The sequence below is a fragment of the Pseudomonadota bacterium genome (genome assembly GCA_016195085.1).
In the GTDB taxonomy this organism is placed as follows: Bacteria; Pseudomonadota; Alphaproteobacteria; order SHVZ01; family SHVZ01; genus JACQAG01.
The window spans coordinates 194,786-211,663 of record JACQAG010000022.1; the positions used below are offsets into that span (position 1 = coordinate 194,786).

Annotated in this window: 17 protein-coding genes; 5 read left to right on the forward strand and 12 right to left on the reverse strand. The window is 64.4% G+C overall.

Features of this window, described 5'->3' with window-relative positions; all coding sequences use genetic code 11:
* Positions 1–75: 75 nt before the first annotated feature.
* Complete coding sequence (locus tag HY058_06640; GenBank protein MBI3496962.1) at positions 76–474, reverse strand: hypothetical protein; 399 nt, start codon at positions 472–474, stop codon at positions 76–78.
* A gap of 310 nt (positions 475–784) precedes the next feature.
* Between HY058_06640 and HY058_06645 the strand changes: the two genes are divergently transcribed.
* Positions 785–1,864 carry a hypothetical protein gene (locus HY058_06645; GenBank protein ID MBI3496963.1) on the forward strand — a complete coding sequence of 360 codons (1,080 nt, stop codon included), beginning with the start codon at positions 785–787 and terminating at the stop codon, positions 1,862–1,864.
* Between the two features lie 32 nt (positions 1,865–1,896).
* Here HY058_06645 and HY058_06650 read toward each other — a convergent pair whose 3' ends face one another.
* From HY058_06650 to HY058_06685, 8 genes are all read right to left on the reverse strand, one after another.
* The gene (locus HY058_06650; protein ID MBI3496964.1) at positions 1,897–2,841 is read right to left on the reverse strand and encodes a succinylglutamate desuccinylase/aspartoacylase family protein; all 945 of its coding nucleotides are present in this window, start codon (positions 2,839–2,841) and stop codon (positions 1,897–1,899) included.
* A gap of 46 nt (positions 2,842–2,887) precedes the next feature.
* On the reverse strand, positions 2,888–3,727 hold the full coding sequence (locus HY058_06655; protein MBI3496965.1) for an ABC transporter permease: 840 nt from the start codon (positions 3,725–3,727) through the stop codon (positions 2,888–2,890).
* On the reverse strand, positions 3,724–4,713 hold the full coding sequence (locus tag HY058_06660) for an ABC transporter permease (protein ID MBI3496966.1): 990 nt from the start codon (positions 4,711–4,713) through the stop codon (positions 3,724–3,726). Before HY058_06660 ends, HY058_06655 begins: the two co-directional genes overlap by 4 nt.
* Before the next feature lie 40 nt (positions 4,714–4,753).
* Positions 4,754–6,292: an ABC transporter substrate-binding protein gene (locus tag HY058_06665; protein ID MBI3496967.1), complete on the reverse strand. Its 1,539-nt coding sequence runs from the start codon at positions 6,290–6,292 to the stop codon at positions 4,754–4,756.
* Between the two features lie 50 nt (positions 6,293–6,342).
* The gene (locus tag HY058_06670) at positions 6,343–7,107 is read right to left on the reverse strand and encodes a phytanoyl-CoA dioxygenase family protein (protein MBI3496968.1); all 765 of its coding nucleotides are present in this window, start codon (positions 7,105–7,107) and stop codon (positions 6,343–6,345) included.
* A gap of 90 nt (positions 7,108–7,197) precedes the next feature.
* The gene (locus tag HY058_06675) at positions 7,198–8,121 is read right to left on the reverse strand and encodes a DMT family transporter (GenBank protein ID MBI3496969.1); all 924 of its coding nucleotides are present in this window, start codon (positions 8,119–8,121) and stop codon (positions 7,198–7,200) included.
* 62 nt (positions 8,122–8,183) lie between these two features.
* Positions 8,184–9,749, reverse strand: coding sequence for a tetratricopeptide repeat protein (locus tag HY058_06680; GenBank protein MBI3496970.1), 1,566 nt, complete (start codon positions 9,747–9,749; stop codon positions 8,184–8,186).
* Between the two features lie 5 nt (positions 9,750–9,754).
* A complete protein-coding gene (locus HY058_06685; protein ID MBI3496971.1) occupies positions 9,755–10,666 on the reverse strand; it encodes a LysR family transcriptional regulator in 912 nt (303 codons plus the stop codon).
* A gap of 125 nt (positions 10,667–10,791) precedes the next feature.
* Between HY058_06685 and HY058_06690 the strand changes: the two genes are divergently transcribed.
* Together HY058_06690 and HY058_06695 are read left to right on the forward strand one after the other, a co-directional pair.
* Positions 10,792–11,262: a DoxX family protein gene (locus HY058_06690; protein MBI3496972.1), complete on the forward strand. Its 471-nt coding sequence runs from the start codon at positions 10,792–10,794 to the stop codon at positions 11,260–11,262.
* Positions 11,263–11,313: 51 nt separating this feature from the next.
* A complete protein-coding gene (locus tag HY058_06695; protein MBI3496973.1) occupies positions 11,314–12,015 on the forward strand; it encodes a pirin family protein in 702 nt (233 codons plus the stop codon).
* Between the two features lie 38 nt (positions 12,016–12,053).
* On the opposite strand, the gene HY058_06700 is transcribed toward HY058_06695, so the two are convergent.
* Together HY058_06700 and HY058_06705 are read right to left on the reverse strand one after the other, a co-directional pair.
* On the reverse strand, positions 12,054–12,884 hold the full coding sequence (locus HY058_06700; GenBank protein MBI3496974.1) for an ABC transporter permease: 831 nt from the start codon (positions 12,882–12,884) through the stop codon (positions 12,054–12,056).
* 62 nt (positions 12,885–12,946) lie between these two features.
* A complete protein-coding gene (locus HY058_06705) occupies positions 12,947–13,888 on the reverse strand; it encodes an ABC transporter permease (GenBank protein ID MBI3496975.1) in 942 nt (313 codons plus the stop codon).
* 178 nt (positions 13,889–14,066) lie between these two features.
* Here HY058_06705 and HY058_06710 point away from each other — a divergent pair, with 178 nt between their 5' ends.
* Both HY058_06710 and HY058_06715 read left to right on the forward strand, forming a co-directional pair.
* Positions 14,067–15,602: an ABC transporter substrate-binding protein gene (locus tag HY058_06710; protein MBI3496976.1), complete on the forward strand. Its 1,536-nt coding sequence runs from the start codon at positions 14,067–14,069 to the stop codon at positions 15,600–15,602.
* Positions 15,602–16,246 (forward strand): class I SAM-dependent methyltransferase, encoded by a 645-nt coding sequence (locus tag HY058_06715; GenBank protein MBI3496977.1) that lies wholly within the window; start codon positions 15,602–15,604, stop codon positions 16,244–16,246. Before HY058_06710 ends, HY058_06715 begins: the two co-directional genes overlap by 1 nt.
* Here HY058_06715 and HY058_06720 read toward each other — a convergent pair.
* Entirely contained in the window at positions 16,243–16,728 is a 486-nt protein-coding gene (locus tag HY058_06720) for a hypothetical protein (protein ID MBI3496978.1), read from the reverse strand. The genes HY058_06715 and HY058_06720 overlap by 4 nt on opposite strands.
* Positions 16,729–16,878 lie beyond the last annotated feature (150 nt).

Genomic DNA, 16,878 nt, shown 5'->3' on the forward strand with positions numbered 1-16,878 from the left:
CCGCTATTCTAAGCAGAAACCGCCTTAACGTTCTTCAACACGGCGTGTCATCGCTGAGAATAGCGCAAGATAATGTTATTTGACCATGATGGACAACAGCATCTTGGGATGGATATGACAGCGGACCGAATAGAGGCCGGCGCTAGGGAACTTCACCTCGATCGCTTCGCCAGGTGGCTGCTCGGCAGAGTCGAACTTGAAGGCGTCCGAGGTGACGAAGATCTGATGCAGGAACTCGTCGTCATTGGTAAAGCGCACGACATCGCCGATGCCGATATTGATGGTCTTCACTTGAAATTCCCGGCCTTTTTGCGCGATCTGATGAACGCTCGCCGCCACGGCGAGGGCGCAAACGAGGCTGCTCGCGGCTATCAACGCGCCCAAAGCCAATAGCAGACGATAGGCGGGCCGCGGCCGCAGACTGAGGCGCTGGCCCATCGACGCTGAAATATTCCGGATGCCCGGTCTATTCATTCTATCTTCCGATCGCCGTGGCGACACGCCGCGCCCGGCTTCACGCGGTCAATACTACCAGCATTGACCCGCGGCCCGATGCGAACCGGGCAAGGTCACATGACCGAGGCCTTAAGATCGTGATAAGACTGCCACTTTGGCGGGGGTCGAAGCAATGCCAGGCCGCTTTCGTTCAGCGCTTTTGCTGGCCGCGATGTTGGTCGCCGTTGCTCCGTCGGGTGCGGGGTGGGCGCAGGACTTCACTGTCAACGCCCTTGGCGATGTGCGCTTGGTCCGCCCTTCGAGCCAGCGCTCCTGGATGGATGGAGGCTTGGGCAAGCTTCGGTTCAATGGCGGCAGCGATCAAGGTCCGGACATTCATCTGGGTCAACTCCTCGCGGATGCGCGTCTCAAGCTTGGACCCGATGTCCTGGCCTTCGCCTCGGTGCGCTACGAGCCGAAGCAGAAGACGGCGATCGATATCCTGGAAGCCTATGGCCGCTATCAGCCGATTTCGACCCCCTCGACCTTGTGGTCGATCAAGCTCGGCGCCTTCTTCCCGCCGATCTCGCTCGAGAACGAAGGGGTCGGCTGGACCAGCCCCTGGACGCTGACGCCTTCGGCGATCAATTCCTGGGTGGGTGACGAGCTGCGCACCATCGGCGGCGAATCCACCCTCGAGTGGCGCTATGGCACGGGAGCTTTCGGTATCACCGGAGCGGTCTTCGGCAAGAACGATCCCACTGGAGCGCTGCTGGCGGATCGCGGCTGGACCTTCGGTGATCGGCCGACCGGCCTTTTCGACCGTCTTCGAATTCCCGATGTGGTCCTCCGCGCGCAACGCAGGCGGGCCCCGGGATGGATGAGCGAGTTCCGGGAAATCGACAACACGCCGGGATTCTATGGCGGCCTGTCATGGCGCGAGAACGATATCGGCCGCTTGACCCTGCTGCATTACGACAACGGGGCCGATCCCGCCGCGCGCCGATACGGCCAGTTCGCCTGGCGTACCGAGTTCAACAGCGCCGGAATCGAGACCTATCTCGGCGACTTCGTCGTCTTGAGCCAAGGCATGGTCGGTGAGACCGAGATCAATCCAAGTCAGGCGTCTCGCAGCATCACGCATTTTCAATCCGCCTATCTTCTGGCGGGGCGATACTTCGGCAACTGGAATGCTGCGCTGCGCCTCGATGTCTTCGCCACCCAGGAGCGGTCGGGCCCGAACAACGACTATACCGAGCACGGGCATGCGCTGACTCTCGCGGTAACCTGGGGGCCGGTGCGCTGGTTCAAGCTGTCCGGAGAGGTGCTGCGCATCGACAGCAGCCGCGTGCAGCGCAGCAGAGAGCTCGGCTTGCCGCAGCGCTCCGTGGAGACCCAGCTACAGCTGAACGCGCGCTTCGTCTACTAGCCGAACGCCCGAGCCGATCGCGACCGCCCTCGTCAGGTCTCGGCACCCTCGAGATCGCCGATCATGTAGCCGTAGTCGCCGGATTCCACCAGATTACGGCCGAGATGACCCATGATCATGATGCCGTTCTCATAGGGGCTGGCGACTTCCTGTAGGACTTCGAAGGTATAGGGGCTGATGACGCGGAAGATCGGCGCCCTGCCGCGGATCCTCTCGCCCAAGGGCGGGGCCAGGTTCTCGATCAGACCGGCCTGGGTTGGTCTGACGCCGGCGATCGAGCGCACCACGACCTGGGGTGGCGGCGGGACGACCTCGCCCTCGATCACGCCGAGCTGGCGCAGCATGTTGAGCGCCCCGGCGAGGCCGCGCTCGACATAGGGCTTCTGGTCGACGATCCCGCCGCCGAGCTCGACGACGACGACCGGAATATTGCGCCGGTCGAGAGTGACGGCCTTGGTGGTCCCGGCGTAGACGGTGCCTTCCTTGCCGGCCATCGGGCGGAAGAGGACCTTGGAGCCGAAGGATCGCGACAGGGCTTCGTCGCTCCAGATATAGACATAGTCGACGGTCGGCCGGTCGGTGCCGGAATGGAAATCGATATGGACGTCGATTTTCTCGAGAAACTCCCCGGTGATGGCGGCGGCGAGCTGCTGGGTGTAGGTGCCCTTCGCGTCACCGGGAAACTCGCGGTTGAGATTGAGGTCATCGGTCGGGGTGCAGCGGCGGTTAGCGGCAAACGCGCGGGGGTTGGCAACCGGCAGCAGCAGGAGCCGGCCCTTGATCCTCATGTTCTTGATGGTGCGGTAGAGATCGAGAATGATCTCCGTGCCGGTCGGCTCGTTGCCATGGATGGCGCCGCTGATGCCGACCGTGGGCCCGTCGGCTTCGCCGACAATCTCGTGCATGGTGAGGACGGCCTCGCAACCATCCGCATAGGTGGTGAATTTCGGCCGGATGATCCGGTGCTGACTGGCCATCGATACGTCCTTCCGCTGAGGGCAACTTCCTAGGGGAGATTCAAGATCATTTAGCCATGCCGCGTGACAATTGACGCGGATCGAGGATGTCGCGCAGGCCATCGCCGAGTAGATTGAAGCCGAGCACGGTCAGCATGATCGCCCCGCCGGAGACGATCGAGAGCCAGGGCTCGGTGCGCATGAACTTGGTTCCATAGGCAAGCGTCCAGCCCCAGGTGGGTTGCGGTGGCGGCACGCCGAAGCCGAGGAAGCCCAGCGCCGACTCGGCGATGATTGCGCCGCCGAGGCCGAGCGTCGCTAGAACGATGATCGGTCCCACCGCATTGGGTAGGATCTCCAGGAACAGGATGCGAAAATCCGAGGCGCCTAGAATCCGAGCCGCCTGAACATAGGCCTGTTCGCGCAAGATCAGCGTCGCTGCGCGGACGACGCGGGCATATTCGGTCCAGAACACGATGACGAGTGCCAGCGTGACGTTGACGATTCCCGGCCCTAGCACGGCAATCACGGCGAGCGCCAGGATCAGCGCCGGAAATCCCAGAAAGACGTCGGTGACGCGCATCAGAACCAGATCGACCCACCCGCCGAAATAGCCCGCAGCGAGGCCGACCGCGGTGCCGATGGTGGCCGCGAGCGATACCGAGAGAATGGAAATCGTGAGCGAGATCCGCGCGCCGAAGATCAGCCGGCTCCATACATCGCGTCCAAAATTGTCCGAGCCGAGCCAATGGCGCCAAGACGGCCAGGCGAAGCGGTTCGCCATGTCCATCTGCTCGACGCCATGGGTCGCAAGCACCGGTGCGAAGATCGCGGAGAAGACGATCGCGAACGAGATCGCCGCGCCGACGACGAGCGACGCGTGGCGCAGCGAACGCCACCCTCTCATGGCACCCCTCCGAGCCTGATGCGGGGGTCGACGGCAGCATAGATGAGGTCGACCGCCAGGTTCACCAGCGCGAACAGGATCGCGAAGGTAAGCGTGATGCCCTGGATCAACGGCAGGTCGCGCTGCGAGATGGCGGCGATGGTGAGCTGGCCGAGGCCGGGCCAACCAAATATGCTCTCGGTCAGCACCGCACCTCCCAGAAGCGCGCCAAAACGCAGCCCGATCATGCTGATGACCGGCAGCAGCGCATTGCGCAGCACATGGGCGAAGATGACACGGTGGGGCCGCAAGCCCTTGGAATGGGCGGTGCGGACGAAGTCCTCGCTGAGCACCTCCAGCATGGAGGCGCGGACCAGGCGGCTGATGACGGCCGCCGCGTTGGCGCCGAGGGCGAGCGCCGGCAGAAAGAGATGGGAGAGAAAGTTGACGAAGACTTCCGGCTCGCCCGTCACCGCGGCCAGCAGCGCGTCGGGCAATGGTGCGCCGCGCCCGATCGCCGGCAGCCAGCCGAGATGGACGGAGAAGAAGAGGGCCAGAAGGATGCCGAGCCAATAGATCGGCATCGACACTCCGAGCTGGGCCAGCAGCATGGCGCCGACATCGATCATGGTTCCCTGGCGTGAGGCGGCGGCGACGCCGAGCGCGATGCCGGCGATGGAAGCCAGGAGCAGGGCGACGACCGCCAGCTCCACCGTCGCGCCGAGGCGGCTGAAAATCACCGTCGAGACCGGCTCGTTCTGGAAGAGCGACATGCCCATGTCGCCCTGGGCCAGCCGCAGGACATAGTCGCCGAGCCGCATGTACCAGGACGCGTCGAGCCCAAGCGCCGTGCGCAGCCGCTGGATCGCCTCGGGCGATGCTTCCGGGCCCAGAAGCATCGCTGCTGGATCGCCGGGAATGAGCAGCAATAGGCAGAAGGTGACGACGACCATGCCCGCCGCCGTCGGGATGAGTAGCACCAGGCGTTGACCGACATAGCTCAGCATCGGCGCCGTCCGCCGCTTCCAGCCAGCCCGTGATCGCTCGTTACTTGGCCGGGGCGACGAGGGCGCGCAGATAGCCCCTGGGATTGACCTGAAGCTCGCCGAGCTTGGGGTTGTGGAAGCGCTGATAGCCTTGGTAGGAGAGCACGTAGTAGGGGAGCTCGTCGGCGATGACCCTGGCCGCACCGCGATAGGCTGCTTGCCGCCCGGGGAGATCGAGGGACTGCCGGCCGGCGTCGAGCAAGGCGTCGAGCGCCGGGTTGGCGTATTTGCCCCAGTTGAGCGAGCCGTCGGTATGGAGCTGGCCGTAGCTGACACGGTCCGGATCGACGAGGTTGAGCCAGCCGAGGAGCGCCACCTGGTGCTTGCCCTGCTGAACATAGCCGGTCGAGAAGGACGGCCAGTCGGAGATCTGGATCTCGGCCTGGATGCCGGCCTGCTTCATCACCGCCTGCATGAATTCAACGGCCTGGACGCGGTTCGGGTCCTCCGAATGGGTGGCGATGGTCAGCTTCAACGGCTTGCCGTCCTTTCTGAGGAGCCCGTCGCCATTGCTGACCTTCCAGCCGAGCGAGGCGAGAAGCGCGCGCGCCCCCTCGGGGTCGAAGTCTGGCTGCTTGATCTCGGGCGAATAGGCCCATGACGAGGGCAGCAGGATCGAAGTTGCCGCCTGGTCGACACCCTCGTAGATCTTTCCGACGATGGTCTTCTGGTCGATCAGCATGGCGAGCGCGCGCCGCATCTTCGGGTCGGCGAGGATGGGATCGGCCGTGTTCAAGTTGAGGTAGGTGATGCCGAGTCCGGCCTGAACGGTGGGGACGAAGCGGCGGTCGGCTTGCAGCCGCTTGATGTCCTGGGGCGATAGGGGCGACTGAATGAGGTCGAGATCGCCGGCTTCGAAGGCCTGGGCACGCGCCGTATTGTCCCCGATCACCACGAGCTCGATCGTCTTTGCCGCCGGAGCGCCGGCCCAATAGTCCGCATTGGCTTCGAGCTTGATCGATGCGCCGCGTTGCCAGGCGGCGAGCTTCATCGGTCCGGTCCCGATCGGCTTCAGCGCGATGTCGCGTCCGCCCTCGACCAGGGCCTTCGGCACGATGCCGACATCGAGGTAGCTCAGGAGCGGCGCATAGGGCACCTCGAGGGTGAATTTGACCGTCGAGGCATCGATCGCATCCACGGAAGCGACCGGTGTCACCAGGGCGCGATAGGGCGCGTTGAATTTCGGGTCGATAATCGAGCGATAGGTGAAGACCACGTCTTCGGCCGTCAGCGGCGCGCCGTCATGGAACTTCACACCCTTGCGCAGATGGAAGACCCACACGGTTGGAGCGGGGTTATCCCAGCTCTCGGCGATATCCGGCACCGGTTTCAGATCCTGAGAGAGCTGCACCAGCCCGTCATAGATCAGATCGTTGGCGCGAAACGCCGTCGTATCCCGGGCGAGCCTGGGATCGAGCGTGCCCGCATCGACATCGATACCGACACGGACGGCTTTGGGCATTTCCGCGTAGGAGACGCCTGGTGTCGTGGCCGTCAGCACTGCCGCAAGCACGAGTGGGGCGGAGACGATCGCTCTCATCGATACCTCCTGGTTTGCTGCGGCGGTGCCGGCGTGCCGGGCCGGGCGCGCTAGAGCCGCAGGGTAAAATCGTTCTTGCCGCTGCGGTCGACGCCGCGCATGAGGAACAGGGTGCGGTCCTGGTGGCCCATTGGTAGCTGCTTTTCCTGGCGCTGACGTTCGGCCAGCGCGCGATCGAACACCGAGGTCGTGGGCATGAAGCGGAGCGTCATGCCGCGCCTGGGCTTCGGCGAAGTGTTTGCCTCTGAACCGTGAACGAGAAAGACGTCATGCAGCGAGACCTGCCCCGCTTCGAGTAGGATATCGACCGCGTCCCCTTCGTCATATTCCGAAGCGTCCAGCTCCTGGTTGAGCGTGAGATTGCGGTCGGCATTGGTGCTGTGGCGGAACAGACGGCGCGCCTGGTGCGAACCGCGAATGATCCTGAGGCAGCCATTCTCGCGGGTGGAATCGTCCACGGCGATCCACACGGTGCAGGTGGCAATCGGCCGGATCGGCCAATACTCCCCATCCTGATGCCAGGGGGTTTTGCGGCCTTTGAAGGCCGGCTTGGCGAAGAAGCTGGAGTTCCACAGCGCGAAGTCGGGCCCGATGATCTGCCCGACCATGTCGACCAGAGTCGGGATCCGCGCATAGTTTAGGAAGCAGAGATCGTAGGCGAGGAGTGTGGAGCAATAGTCGACGAATTCCGGTTTTCTGGCGATCAGCCGGGAATGGTCGGCGCGGATCGCCTCGATCGTCGCCTCCGGCAGGCGAAAATCCGGAATGACGAAGCCGTCCTCGCGGTACCGCGCGAGCTCAGTCTCGCTCAGCATGCTCCAACTCCCCGACCGTCGTAACGTCCGCTAGCTTAGCCTGGCTTGCATCCGGCCGCACGCCCCCGAGGGAGGCGAAGGGGAGCCGCTTCATGGTTGCGGCGAGCGGACCGGGCCCGGCGCCGGCTTACCCCCGGTATCGTCATGGGCGATGCCGAGTACGTAGAGGCCGCTCAGCACGATAATGCCGGCACCCGCGATCGACCAGGCGTCGGGCAGATCACCGAACAAGAGCCAACCGAACGGCACCGCCCACAGAATGGCGGCATAGTTGAAGGGTGCGAGCACCGAGGCCGGCGCCAACGCGAAGGCGCGGATGACGCAGACTTGCGAGAGCGTGCCCAAGCTGCCAAGGGCCACGATCAGCAACCATTCACCTGCCGAAGGGCCGACCCAGACAAAGGGAACGAAGCAGCTCATGGCGAAGGCCCCGACCAGGGTCGAATAGAGCAGGCTGACCGCAACCCCGTCATAGGGAGCGATCTTGCGGGTCAGCAGCTGGTAGAGCGCATAGAGTGCGGCCGATCCCAGCGGCAGCAAGGCCTCCCAGCCATGGCTCGTGGAACCGGGCTGGGTGATGAGGAGTGTCCCGGCAAGCCCAACGGCAATCGAGATCCAGAGGCCGAGACCGACCCGCTCGCCTAAGGCGAGGGCCGACAGCGCCGTCAGGATCAAGGGCGAGACGAAGGCGATGGCGGTCGCATCGGCCAGCGGAATGTAGCGGAGTGCCCAGAAGTAGAGGACGCCCGAAGTGACCAGCGCCGTCGAGCGGCCGAGCTGCAGCCACGGACGCCGGCTCGTCAGCAGCGGCGCCAGGCCCAGCCGCGGCACCAAAGGCAGGAGCGAGAGAAAGCTGAAGGCATAGCGCGCCCACACCACCTCGGCGACCGGCAGGGTCTGGCCCAGCGTCTTGGCGATGCTGTCCAGGCCCACGCCCACCAGGCTGCTCCCGATCATCAGCAGAATGCCGAGATGGATGGCGCGGCGCCCGGTGCGGCCTTCGGCAGTCGACATGGTTTCCTTGGGTGCACCGGCTCTCGGCACTATAGCCCCATGCACGCGCCGATCAGGGCGCCTTACCGCCGGGCCCGCTCCCCATAGAGTATGGTGACGTTGATCCGCCGGTTGGCATAGCCCGGCTCGAAGCTGAAATCGTCGGTTCGGTGGAAGAGGTCGGAGTCGAAGATCGCCGCCCGGTTACGGCGGTATGGGATGATGACGCTCCGCGCCCCGGCCTCGGCGAGAAACCGCCGGATCGCCTGCTGGTCGCTGTTGAACTTGGCGAAGTCCCAATCCGCCGGCGCCAGGCGGTCCCAGACTTCGAGCCCGCCGCGTCCGGGGCTGAGATTGGCCTCATCCGGCGTGATCCAGAAATTGACGTTGAGGCGCGCGGCATCGGCATGCAGATCCGTGCCCGCATGGCCGCTCTCATACTTGAACGCCCACATCTGCGTCAGCATCTCGCCGCCGAACAATTTGGGTAGCCGTTCCGGCAGCTCATGGGCGATCTGCAACAGGAGCGGCGAGGTGAAGCCGTCGCCGAGCATGGCGCCGACATAGCCTTCGGGATGGCGGTAGTCGAACCAGATGGTGGATTCCAGGCAGAAGCGATGGAGCTCTTCCACCGCCGCCTGCGTCAGCAGCTCGTCGACCCACACGATCCCCGGCTTGGCGGCCTTGAACCGAGCGGCGATGGCGTCGTCGTCCAATCGAGGGTTCACGGCTGGAGTCGTGAACGCGCCCATCCGACGGTGCAGCACCCGGTTGTAGGTCGGTGCCAGGCGCTCGGCCTGGTTCGCCGTCAGCCGCACGGGGAGGGCGGTGTAAATCTCGGCCAATACTGCTTCATAGCGCTGGATCGTCTCCGCATACGTGGCGGGCACGAGCCCGAGACCGAGGAGATAGCGGAGCTGCTCGACGTCGTGGGCGAGCTTGGTCCGCGTGGTTTCGCGGAAGCTCCCATGACCGGATGCCGGCCCGGCTTGTTCGCTGAGTTCCGGATGGAACCACGGGGAGGCGCGCCGCCGGGCGAGGATCCGCTCATAGCTGGACCAGGCCGCCCCCAATCGGCCCGATCGGAGCTGCGCGGTTGCCAAATTGGCCGCGATCTCCAGGAGATGCGGTTGCACCGCGGCCGCCCGCTGAAACGCCGTCGCGGCCGAATGCGCGCATCCGGCGGCGAGGCGCGCCTCGCCAAGTCCGTTCCAGCCATCCGCCGCCGCGGGGGCGAGCAGCAAGGCCTTTTGCAGCCCAGCTTCGGCTTCCCTGGCCGCGCCGGTTGCAAGCGCCGAGGTCGCGAGCGCGATGAGGGAGCGCGAATCCGCCGAACCGAGCGCGGCTGCGCGTCGAATAGACGCCGTCGCTGCAGCGCCGTCGCCGGAGTCGCGCCGACACAGGCCGAGATTGAGATGCTGGTCGGCGAAGGCCGGATCGAGCGAGAGCGCGCCCATGAAGAAGCGCTCGGCCAGCGCGTGCTCGCCCATGCGCGCGGCGATGACGCCGAGCATGCCAAGCACAGTCGGGTCCGCGGTCCCGCTCACCAGCACTTCCCGATAGGAGGCTTGGGCGGCGACGAGGTTGCCGGAATTGTATTGCTCGATCGCCAAGGCCTGCAGGCGATCGAGATCGGCTCCAGAGGTCATCGCGGCTATTCCACGAGGTCCCAATAGGGCAGCGGACCGAAGCGTTCGGCCAGGAAATCGCTGAAGGCCCGAACCTTCGGCGAGAGATGGCGCGCATGGGGGTGAACCGCATAGATCGCCGTATCCTGGGGGATGTACTCGGCCAGCAGCGAGACCAGCGCACCCGCCTGCAAATCGCCGCCGACGATGAAGCTCGGCAGGTTGACGATGCCGAGACCCTTCAACGCCGCGGCCCGGAGCGCATCGCCATTGTTGACCCGGAACCGTCCCTCCACCTCGACCGACCATGGCCGTCCGTCCGTGCCGACGAAGCGCCACTCCTCCGAACGGGTGAGATTGCTGTAGCACAGGCAATCATGGCCCTCGAGGTCGTCGGGCGTCTTCGGCACGCCGCTTCGCTCGAGATAGGCGGGGCTGGCCGAAAGCGTGCGGCGCATGGGGGCGAGCTTGCGCGCGACCAGGCTCGAATCCGCCAAGCGACCGATGCGGACGGCGACATCGAAGCCTTCCTCGACCAGATCGACAAAGCGGTCGTTCATCGCCATGTCGATCTCCACCTCGGGATAGCGTGCGAGGAAATCGGGCAGGGCCGGGGCGAGGTGGAGGAAGCCGAAGCTCATCGGTGCGTTCACCCTGAGCCGCCCCCTGGGAGCCGTCTGCAGTTTGCTCACCGACAGCTTCGCCTCTTCGATCTCTGCCACGATCCGCTGGGTCGCCGCGTAGTAGCGCTCCCCGGCCTCGGTCAGCGTGAGCGAGCGGGTGGTTCGGTGGAAGAGACGGGCGCCCAGCTCGGCTTCCAACGCCGCCACCTGCCGGCTGACCAGGGACTTCGAGAGGCTGAGCCGCCGCGCCGCTTCGGTGAACGACCGCGTCTCGGCCACCCGAAGAAACGCCTCCATGGCGGAAAGACGGTCCATGATTGTTGCCTGCAACGCGACAGTATTGTTCCAATATCATGGATTGTTGCAAACCTGGGCGCAAGCCATGTTTGGGGCACCACACCGGGGCCGACCCGGATGGCATCAATCAGAAGGAGCTTCCAATGTCGGATACGTCGCTTTCCGCGCCCAAGCCGCTGGTTCCGGCGCTGGGCTCGATCACCGAAGCCCTGGCACCCTTGGCCGACCCGCTGGTGCGGGCGGCAACCGGGCTCATGCTTGTCCCCCATGGTGCGCAGAAGCTGTTTGGCTGGTTCGGTGGCTATGGCGTTGCCGGCACCGGCGAATTCTTCGCCTCGCAATTGGGGCTGCCGGCCTCGCTGGCGCTCATGGCTGGGCTCATCGAATTCGGCGGCGGTCTGCTTTTGGCTTTTGGCCTGGCGACACGCGCCGCCGCTGCCTTGATCTTCGGCTTGATGGCTGTCGCCGTGGTCGAGGTGCACCTGGCGAACGGCTTCTTCTGGACCGATGGCGGCTATGAATACCCACTTCTTTGGAGCGTGCTCGCGTTGAGCTATGTCATCCGGGGCGGTGGCCGCTTCTCGCTCGATGCCGCGATCGGCCGCGAGCTTTAATAGGCGAAGACCGGCGGGCGCTCCGGCGCCCCCCTTTCGGAGACGAATGCCATGACTATCCAACTGCGTCCGGCCGAAGCCCGTGGACATGCGAACCACGGCTGGCTCGACACCCACCACACCTTCTCATTCGCTCACTACTATGACCCGGCGCATATGGGCTATCGCAGCCTGCGCGTCATCAATGACGATAGCCTCAAGCCCGGATCCGGCTTTCCCATGCACGGCCACCGGGACATGGAGATCGTGACCTACCTCGTCCGCGGCGCGCTGGCGCATAAGGACACGACCGGCGGCTCCGGCGTGCTCAACCGCGGCGACGTCCAGTCCATGACGGCAGGGACGGGCGTGCGCCACAGCGAGTTCAACGCTTCCGACAAAGACGATCTCCGCCTGCTGCAGATCTGGATTCTGCCCGACCGCGAGGGGCATGAGCCCACCTACCGGCAGACCAGCGTCCCCGATGCGGCCAAGCGCAACACGCTCAGCCTGCTGGTCGCCCCTGACGGCGGCGAGGGCGTGCTCGACATTCACCAGGATGTCCGCATCTATGCGAGCCTGCTCGATCGCGGCGCCAGGGTCGGCCACAAGCTGGCATCGGGGCGCGGCGCCTGGATCCAGGTCGTCGACGGCACACTCTCGGCGAACGGGCAGACCTTGAAGACGGGTGACGGTGCTGCGATCGAAGACGTCGAGACGATCGACATCGCCGCGACGACGGAGGCGGAGTTCCTGTTGTTCGACCTGACGTGATCGCTCGGTTGCCGAATTCGGCGGCCGAGCCATGGTCGTCATACCACCCGTCTCAGCCGGGGATCGAGCGCATCCCGCAAGCCGTCTCCGAAGATCTGCAGCGAGACCACCGTGAGCGCGATGGCGATGCCCGGGGCCAGGATCAGCCATTCGGCCTGCTGCATGACCTGTTGAGCGCTGGCAATCATGTTGCCCCAGGTGGCGACGGTCGGAGGGACGCCGACGCCGAGGAATGACAAGGCCGCCTCGGTGAGGATTGCGTATGCGAACACGAACGTGGCTTGGACGATGATCGGCGAGACCAGATTCGGCAGGAGGTGAGCCATGATGATTCTGGATCGCGTGGCGCCGATTGCTTCCGCGGCCTCGATGAACTGCAGCTCGCGGAGGATCAGGGTTGCGGCGCGCACGATGCGCGCGATCCGCGGCGTATAGACGATGCCAAGCGCCAGCACGACGTTCAGCAGCCCCGGACCCAGGCCCGCCATCAGGGCGATGGCCAGAAGTATGTCGGGAAACGCCATCATGGCATCGGTCAGCCGCATCAGTGCTGCGTCCAGGCTCCTGACATAGCCCGCCACGAGTCCCATCGCCGTTCCGATGACACCGGAGACGACGACGACAAGAAAGCCGACCAGCAGCGAAAGCCGGGCGCCATAGATCGTGCGACTGAGGACGTCGCGGCCGAATTCGTCGGTGCCGAAGGGATGGATCGCGCTTGGCGCCGCCAGCCGATTGGCGACCTGCATCTTTTGCGGACTAAAGGGGGCGACCCAGGGCGCGAACACCGCGGAGATCACCGCCAATGCAAGCAAGACGAGACCCACGACGAAGATGCGGCGACGCGTTAGGCGCATCAGCAGGCGCATCGCCGGCGATCTCGAGCGTCCGAGCCGGATGGTGCGGTCGCTGATGGTGGACACGGGCGGGCTCAATAGCGAATGCGCGGATCGAGGACGGCGTAGAGCAGATCGATCGCCAGATTGATGAGGACATATATCCCCGACACCACCAGCAGCGCGCCTTGAATCACCGGATAGTCGCGATACAGCACGGCTTGGACGATCAGCTTGCCCACGCCTGGCAACGCGAAAACAGTTTCGGTGACGATGGCACCTCCCATCAGGACCGTGATGGTCAATCCGATGACGGTCAGGATGGGGATGGCTGCGTTGCGCAGCGCATGCTTCAGGATGCCCCGATCTTCGGCCAGCCCTTTTGCCCGGGCGGTGCGGATGTAATCTTCGCCAAGCACGTCCAGCATGCTGCTTCGGGTGAACCGCATGATCAAAGCGGAACTTGGAATTCCAAGCGCGAAGGATGGCAAGATCAGGTATTGCAGCCGTTCGAGCAGGCTGGAGCCAGGCGGTCCGTAGCCCGCCACCGGAAACCACCTGAGGTCCACCGACAAATACTGGATCAGCGTTAGGCCGATCCAGAAGCTCGGCAAGCTAGCCGCTAGCATCGCGCCAGCCGTCAGCGCCTGATCCGAGACCTTGCCGCGTTGAACCGCGGCAACGATGCCAATGGGAACGCCGATGGCCATCGCGATGCTCACTGCCAGCGCGGTTAGCAAGAGCGTCAGCTCGGCGCGATCGAGCATGGCCTGGGCGACCGGCTGATCGAAGAAGATCGACCTTCCGAGGTTGCCAGCCAGGATGTTTCGCAGAAAGATGACGAATTGGATGGCAAGCGGCCGATTGAGGCCGAGTTCGGATCGGAGCTTGTCCACATCGGCCGGCGTCGCCATGTCGCCCAGCATCACGGCTGCCGGATCTCCTGGTACGACGCGGGCGATGATGAATGCCAAGGATGCGACGAGCAGCATGACAATGATCATCGCGCCCAATCGCCGAATGACGAATGTCAGCATTGCTGCATCAGTCTAGCACGGTCTGGCGAAGCGATCTTGCGCAAGGAACCGCATTGGCGGAGGATCGGCCCGCGAGCGGGCCGGTCAGGCGGCAATCGGTCGCCATAGGACAGCCCCTCGATCAACCGGGAGAAGCGGCCTCGCCAAAGCGCCGCGCCCGAAATCTAGGGAGATGGCCATGAAGCTCGAGAGATGCCTTCGACTTGGCGCCGCATTGGCGCTCTTCGGCGGCAATGTTCTTGCTGCGCCGGCCCTGGCCGCGACGGCAATCGACGTCGCCCTCTACGGCGAGCCGCCGAACCTCGATCCGGTCATCTTCACCTCGGATTCGGCGACCATTATAACGCATCACATATTTGAGGCGCTCTACACATTCAACTCGAAATGGGAGCTTCAGCCCGTGCTCGCCTCGGGCCCGGCGACCATTGCCGGGAACGGCACTGTGGTGACCATTCCGCTCCGCGCCGACGTCGTCTTTCACAACGGCAGGCGAATGACCGCCGAGGACGTGGTCGCCTCGCTGCAGCGTTGGGCCAGAGTATCGCCGCGCGGCAAGCTCGTCGGCGCGCTGGCCGAATCCATCACGATGAAGGATCCGAGCACGGTCGAGATCCGGATGAAGCAGGCATTTGCGCCGCTGCTGCCGCTGCTGGCCACCAACACCGCGGCCGCCGTGATCCTGCCGAAGGAATTGAACGCGACCGATACGCCCATAACCGAGTTCATCGGAACGGGACCGTACAAGTTTCTCGAGCGCAAGCCAGACCAATTCACGCGTGTCGTACGATTTGACCAGTACAAGTCACCGCCTGGGACGCCCGATGGCTATGCCGGCGAACGCAAGGCCATCATCGACGAAATCCGGTTCATCCCGGTAACCAATGCGATGACGCGCGTGGCGGGCGTGATCAGCGGCCAATACGCCTTTGCCGACACGCTGCCGAACGAGTCCTATGCCCAGCTCAAGGCGGCGCGTGGTGTGACGCCGATCCTCGTGCGCCCGGACTGGGTGATCTTCATGGTGCTGAACACCAAGGCAGGGCCGACGGCGAACGTGAAGATCCGGCAAGCGATGCAGGCGGCGATCAGCCCGCGCGACATGCTGGCGGCCGCTTTTGGCGACCCTGCGCTCTTTGACCTCGACGGCTCGATCTACGGCAAGGGTGCTGCCTACCACGACGGCGCCAATACCCAGGGCTTCAACCAGCACGATCCGAAGAAGGCCGCCCGGCTGCTGAAGGAGGCCGGCTACAAGGGCGAGCCGATCCGCCTGCTGACCTCGCAGCAATTCGACTATTTCTACAAGCAGACGCTCGTTGCCAAGGAAAACTTGGAGGAAGCCGGCTTCGCCGTCGATGTGAAGGTGCTGGACTGGGCGTCGGTGACGCAACTGCGCACCAACCCCAACAATTGGGAAGGCTTCATCGCCTATAACGGGTTCCAGCCCGATCCCAATGCGGTCACGTTCATCAGCCCGGACTATCCCGGCTGGTGGGACACCCCGGAGAAGACCGCGGCATTGAACGAGTTCAACCGGGAGATGGACCCGGCCAAGCGCGTGCCGCTCTGGTCGAAGATCCAGACGCTTCTCTATGAGCAGGCGTCGACACTGATCACCGGCCATTTCTATAGCCTGACGGCGGTCAGCGATAAGCTGCAGGGATTCACCTCGATGCCCCAGCCGGCGTTCTGGAACGTCCGGTTGGCGCCGTGATGGCGGCAGCGGATAACGCTTCAGACCAGCCGCATCGTGCTTCGGAGGTGACGCTCGCCTATTACGATCGGCAGGCCGAGGCCTTCTGGGACGGGACCCGGGCGCACGACGTCAGCCAGAACTATGCGGCGCTCCTCGATGCGATCGAGGGCGATCCCCCGCACTCCATTCTCGATCTGGGGTGCGGGCCGGGCCGCGACCTTCGCCATTTCCGTTCCTTGGGGCATGAGGCCATCGGCTTGGACGGGTCGAAGGAGTTCGTCGCCATGGCGCGCGCCTATTCCGGCTGCGAGGTTCTGCACCAGGATTTCCTGGCGATGGATCTGCCGGCCGATCGCTTCCACGGGGTGTTTGCCAATGCCTCACTGTTCCACGTGCCGAGCCGGGAGCTGCCGAGGGTGTTGCTGGAGCTCGCCGGAACCTTGAGACCGCGGGGCGTCCTATTTTGCTCGAATCCTCGAGGCAACAACGAGGAAGGTATCCGCGGCGACCGCTATGGCTGTTTCCGCGATCTCGACGCTTGGCGCAACTATGTGAGCGCTGCCGGATTCGTCGAAGTGCTGCACTACTACCGCCCGCCCGGACTCCCCCGCCCCCAGCAGCCCTGGCTCGCCATGGTATGGCGCAAAGGGGTAGCGGCCTAGTTTCGCGATCCCAGCAGGCGCAGCCCCACGGTCATCCATACGGCCCCACCCAGGCCGAAAATGCCGTTATAGGTCATGCCGCGAAGCATATTGACGAGCACGAAGCCATTACCGAGCGCCTGTCCGCGCAAGGGGGCCAGCACGAACCAATTGAACGTGGAAATGAATAGACCGCCGAAAACAATCGCGGCGATGAAGAAACCCGCACCGCTCCGCAGGGATTGCGGCAGCCGGCTGGAGACGGCGGCAAACACCGAAAACCAGACACCGCCCCAGAAGGCGAGGGAGATGACCTGCGGCACGCCCAGAGGCGGAACCGCGCGCATGGCGTAGGCCGGATTCGGATTCCAGCCCAACAGATAGGCAATGCTATTGGCACCCTGATGGAAAACCAGGACCGAGAGGAATCCGGCGACGAAGCCGAACAAGATCCACCTCGGCAAAGAGATTGAGGGTGCAGGGTCATCGAAGGTGACGGTCATCGTTACCCCTCGAAGCGGTGGCCGGCCGCATGATCGTGAATGGCGTGACCATTGTAGCCAATATCGCGGCGGCGGGCGAGCAAGTGTCCCCGCTTCAGCCAATCTCGATATCCGTCTCGATTGCGTGCATCGGCCACCGGATCTCGTTCA

What these genes read in the sequence shown, in the direction of transcription:
- HY058_06650 (MBI3496964.1), bottom strand. Translation starts at nt 2,841, where the DNA reads ATGGCCAGTCAGCACCGGATCATCCGGCCGAAATTCACCACCTATGCG.
- HY058_06695 (MBI3496973.1), top strand. Translation starts at nt 11,314, where the DNA reads ATGACTATCCAACTGCGTCCGGCCGAAGCCCGTGGACATGCGAACCAC.
- HY058_06710 (MBI3496976.1), top strand. Translation starts at nt 14,067, where the DNA reads ATGAAGCTCGAGAGATGCCTTCGACTTGGCGCCGCATTGGCGCTCTTC.
- HY058_06705 (MBI3496975.1), bottom strand. Translation starts at nt 13,888, where the DNA reads ATGCTGACATTCGTCATTCGGCGATTGGGCGCGATGATCATTGTCATG.
- HY058_06685 (MBI3496971.1), bottom strand. Translation starts at nt 10,666, where the DNA reads ATGGACCGTCTTTCCGCCATGGAGGCGTTTCTTCGGGTGGCCGAGACG.
- HY058_06660 (MBI3496966.1), bottom strand. Translation starts at nt 4,713, where the DNA reads ATGCTGAGCTATGTCGGTCAACGCCTGGTGCTACTCATCCCGACGGCG.
- HY058_06690 (MBI3496972.1), top strand. Translation starts at nt 10,792, where the DNA reads ATGTCGGATACGTCGCTTTCCGCGCCCAAGCCGCTGGTTCCGGCGCTG.
- HY058_06665 (MBI3496967.1), bottom strand. Translation starts at nt 6,292, where the DNA reads ATGAGAGCGATCGTCTCCGCCCCACTCGTGCTTGCGGCAGTGCTGACG.
- HY058_06670 (MBI3496968.1), bottom strand. Translation starts at nt 7,107, where the DNA reads ATGCTGAGCGAGACTGAGCTCGCGCGGTACCGCGAGGACGGCTTCGTC.
- HY058_06675 (MBI3496969.1), bottom strand. Translation starts at nt 8,121, where the DNA reads ATGTCGACTGCCGAAGGCCGCACCGGGCGCCGCGCCATCCATCTCGGC.
- HY058_06640 (MBI3496962.1), bottom strand. Translation starts at nt 474, where the DNA reads ATGAATAGACCGGGCATCCGGAATATTTCAGCGTCGATGGGCCAGCGC.
- HY058_06720 (MBI3496978.1), bottom strand. Translation starts at nt 16,728, where the DNA reads ATGACCGTCACCTTCGATGACCCTGCACCCTCAATCTCTTTGCCGAGG.
- HY058_06655 (MBI3496965.1), bottom strand. Translation starts at nt 3,727, where the DNA reads ATGAGAGGGTGGCGTTCGCTGCGCCACGCGTCGCTCGTCGTCGGCGCG.
- HY058_06715 (MBI3496977.1), top strand. Translation starts at nt 15,602, where the DNA reads ATGGCGGCAGCGGATAACGCTTCAGACCAGCCGCATCGTGCTTCGGAG.
- HY058_06700 (MBI3496974.1), bottom strand. Translation starts at nt 12,884, where the DNA reads ATGCGCCTGCTGATGCGCCTAACGCGTCGCCGCATCTTCGTCGTGGGT.
- HY058_06680 (MBI3496970.1), bottom strand. Translation starts at nt 9,749, where the DNA reads ATGACCTCTGGAGCCGATCTCGATCGCCTGCAGGCCTTGGCGATCGAG.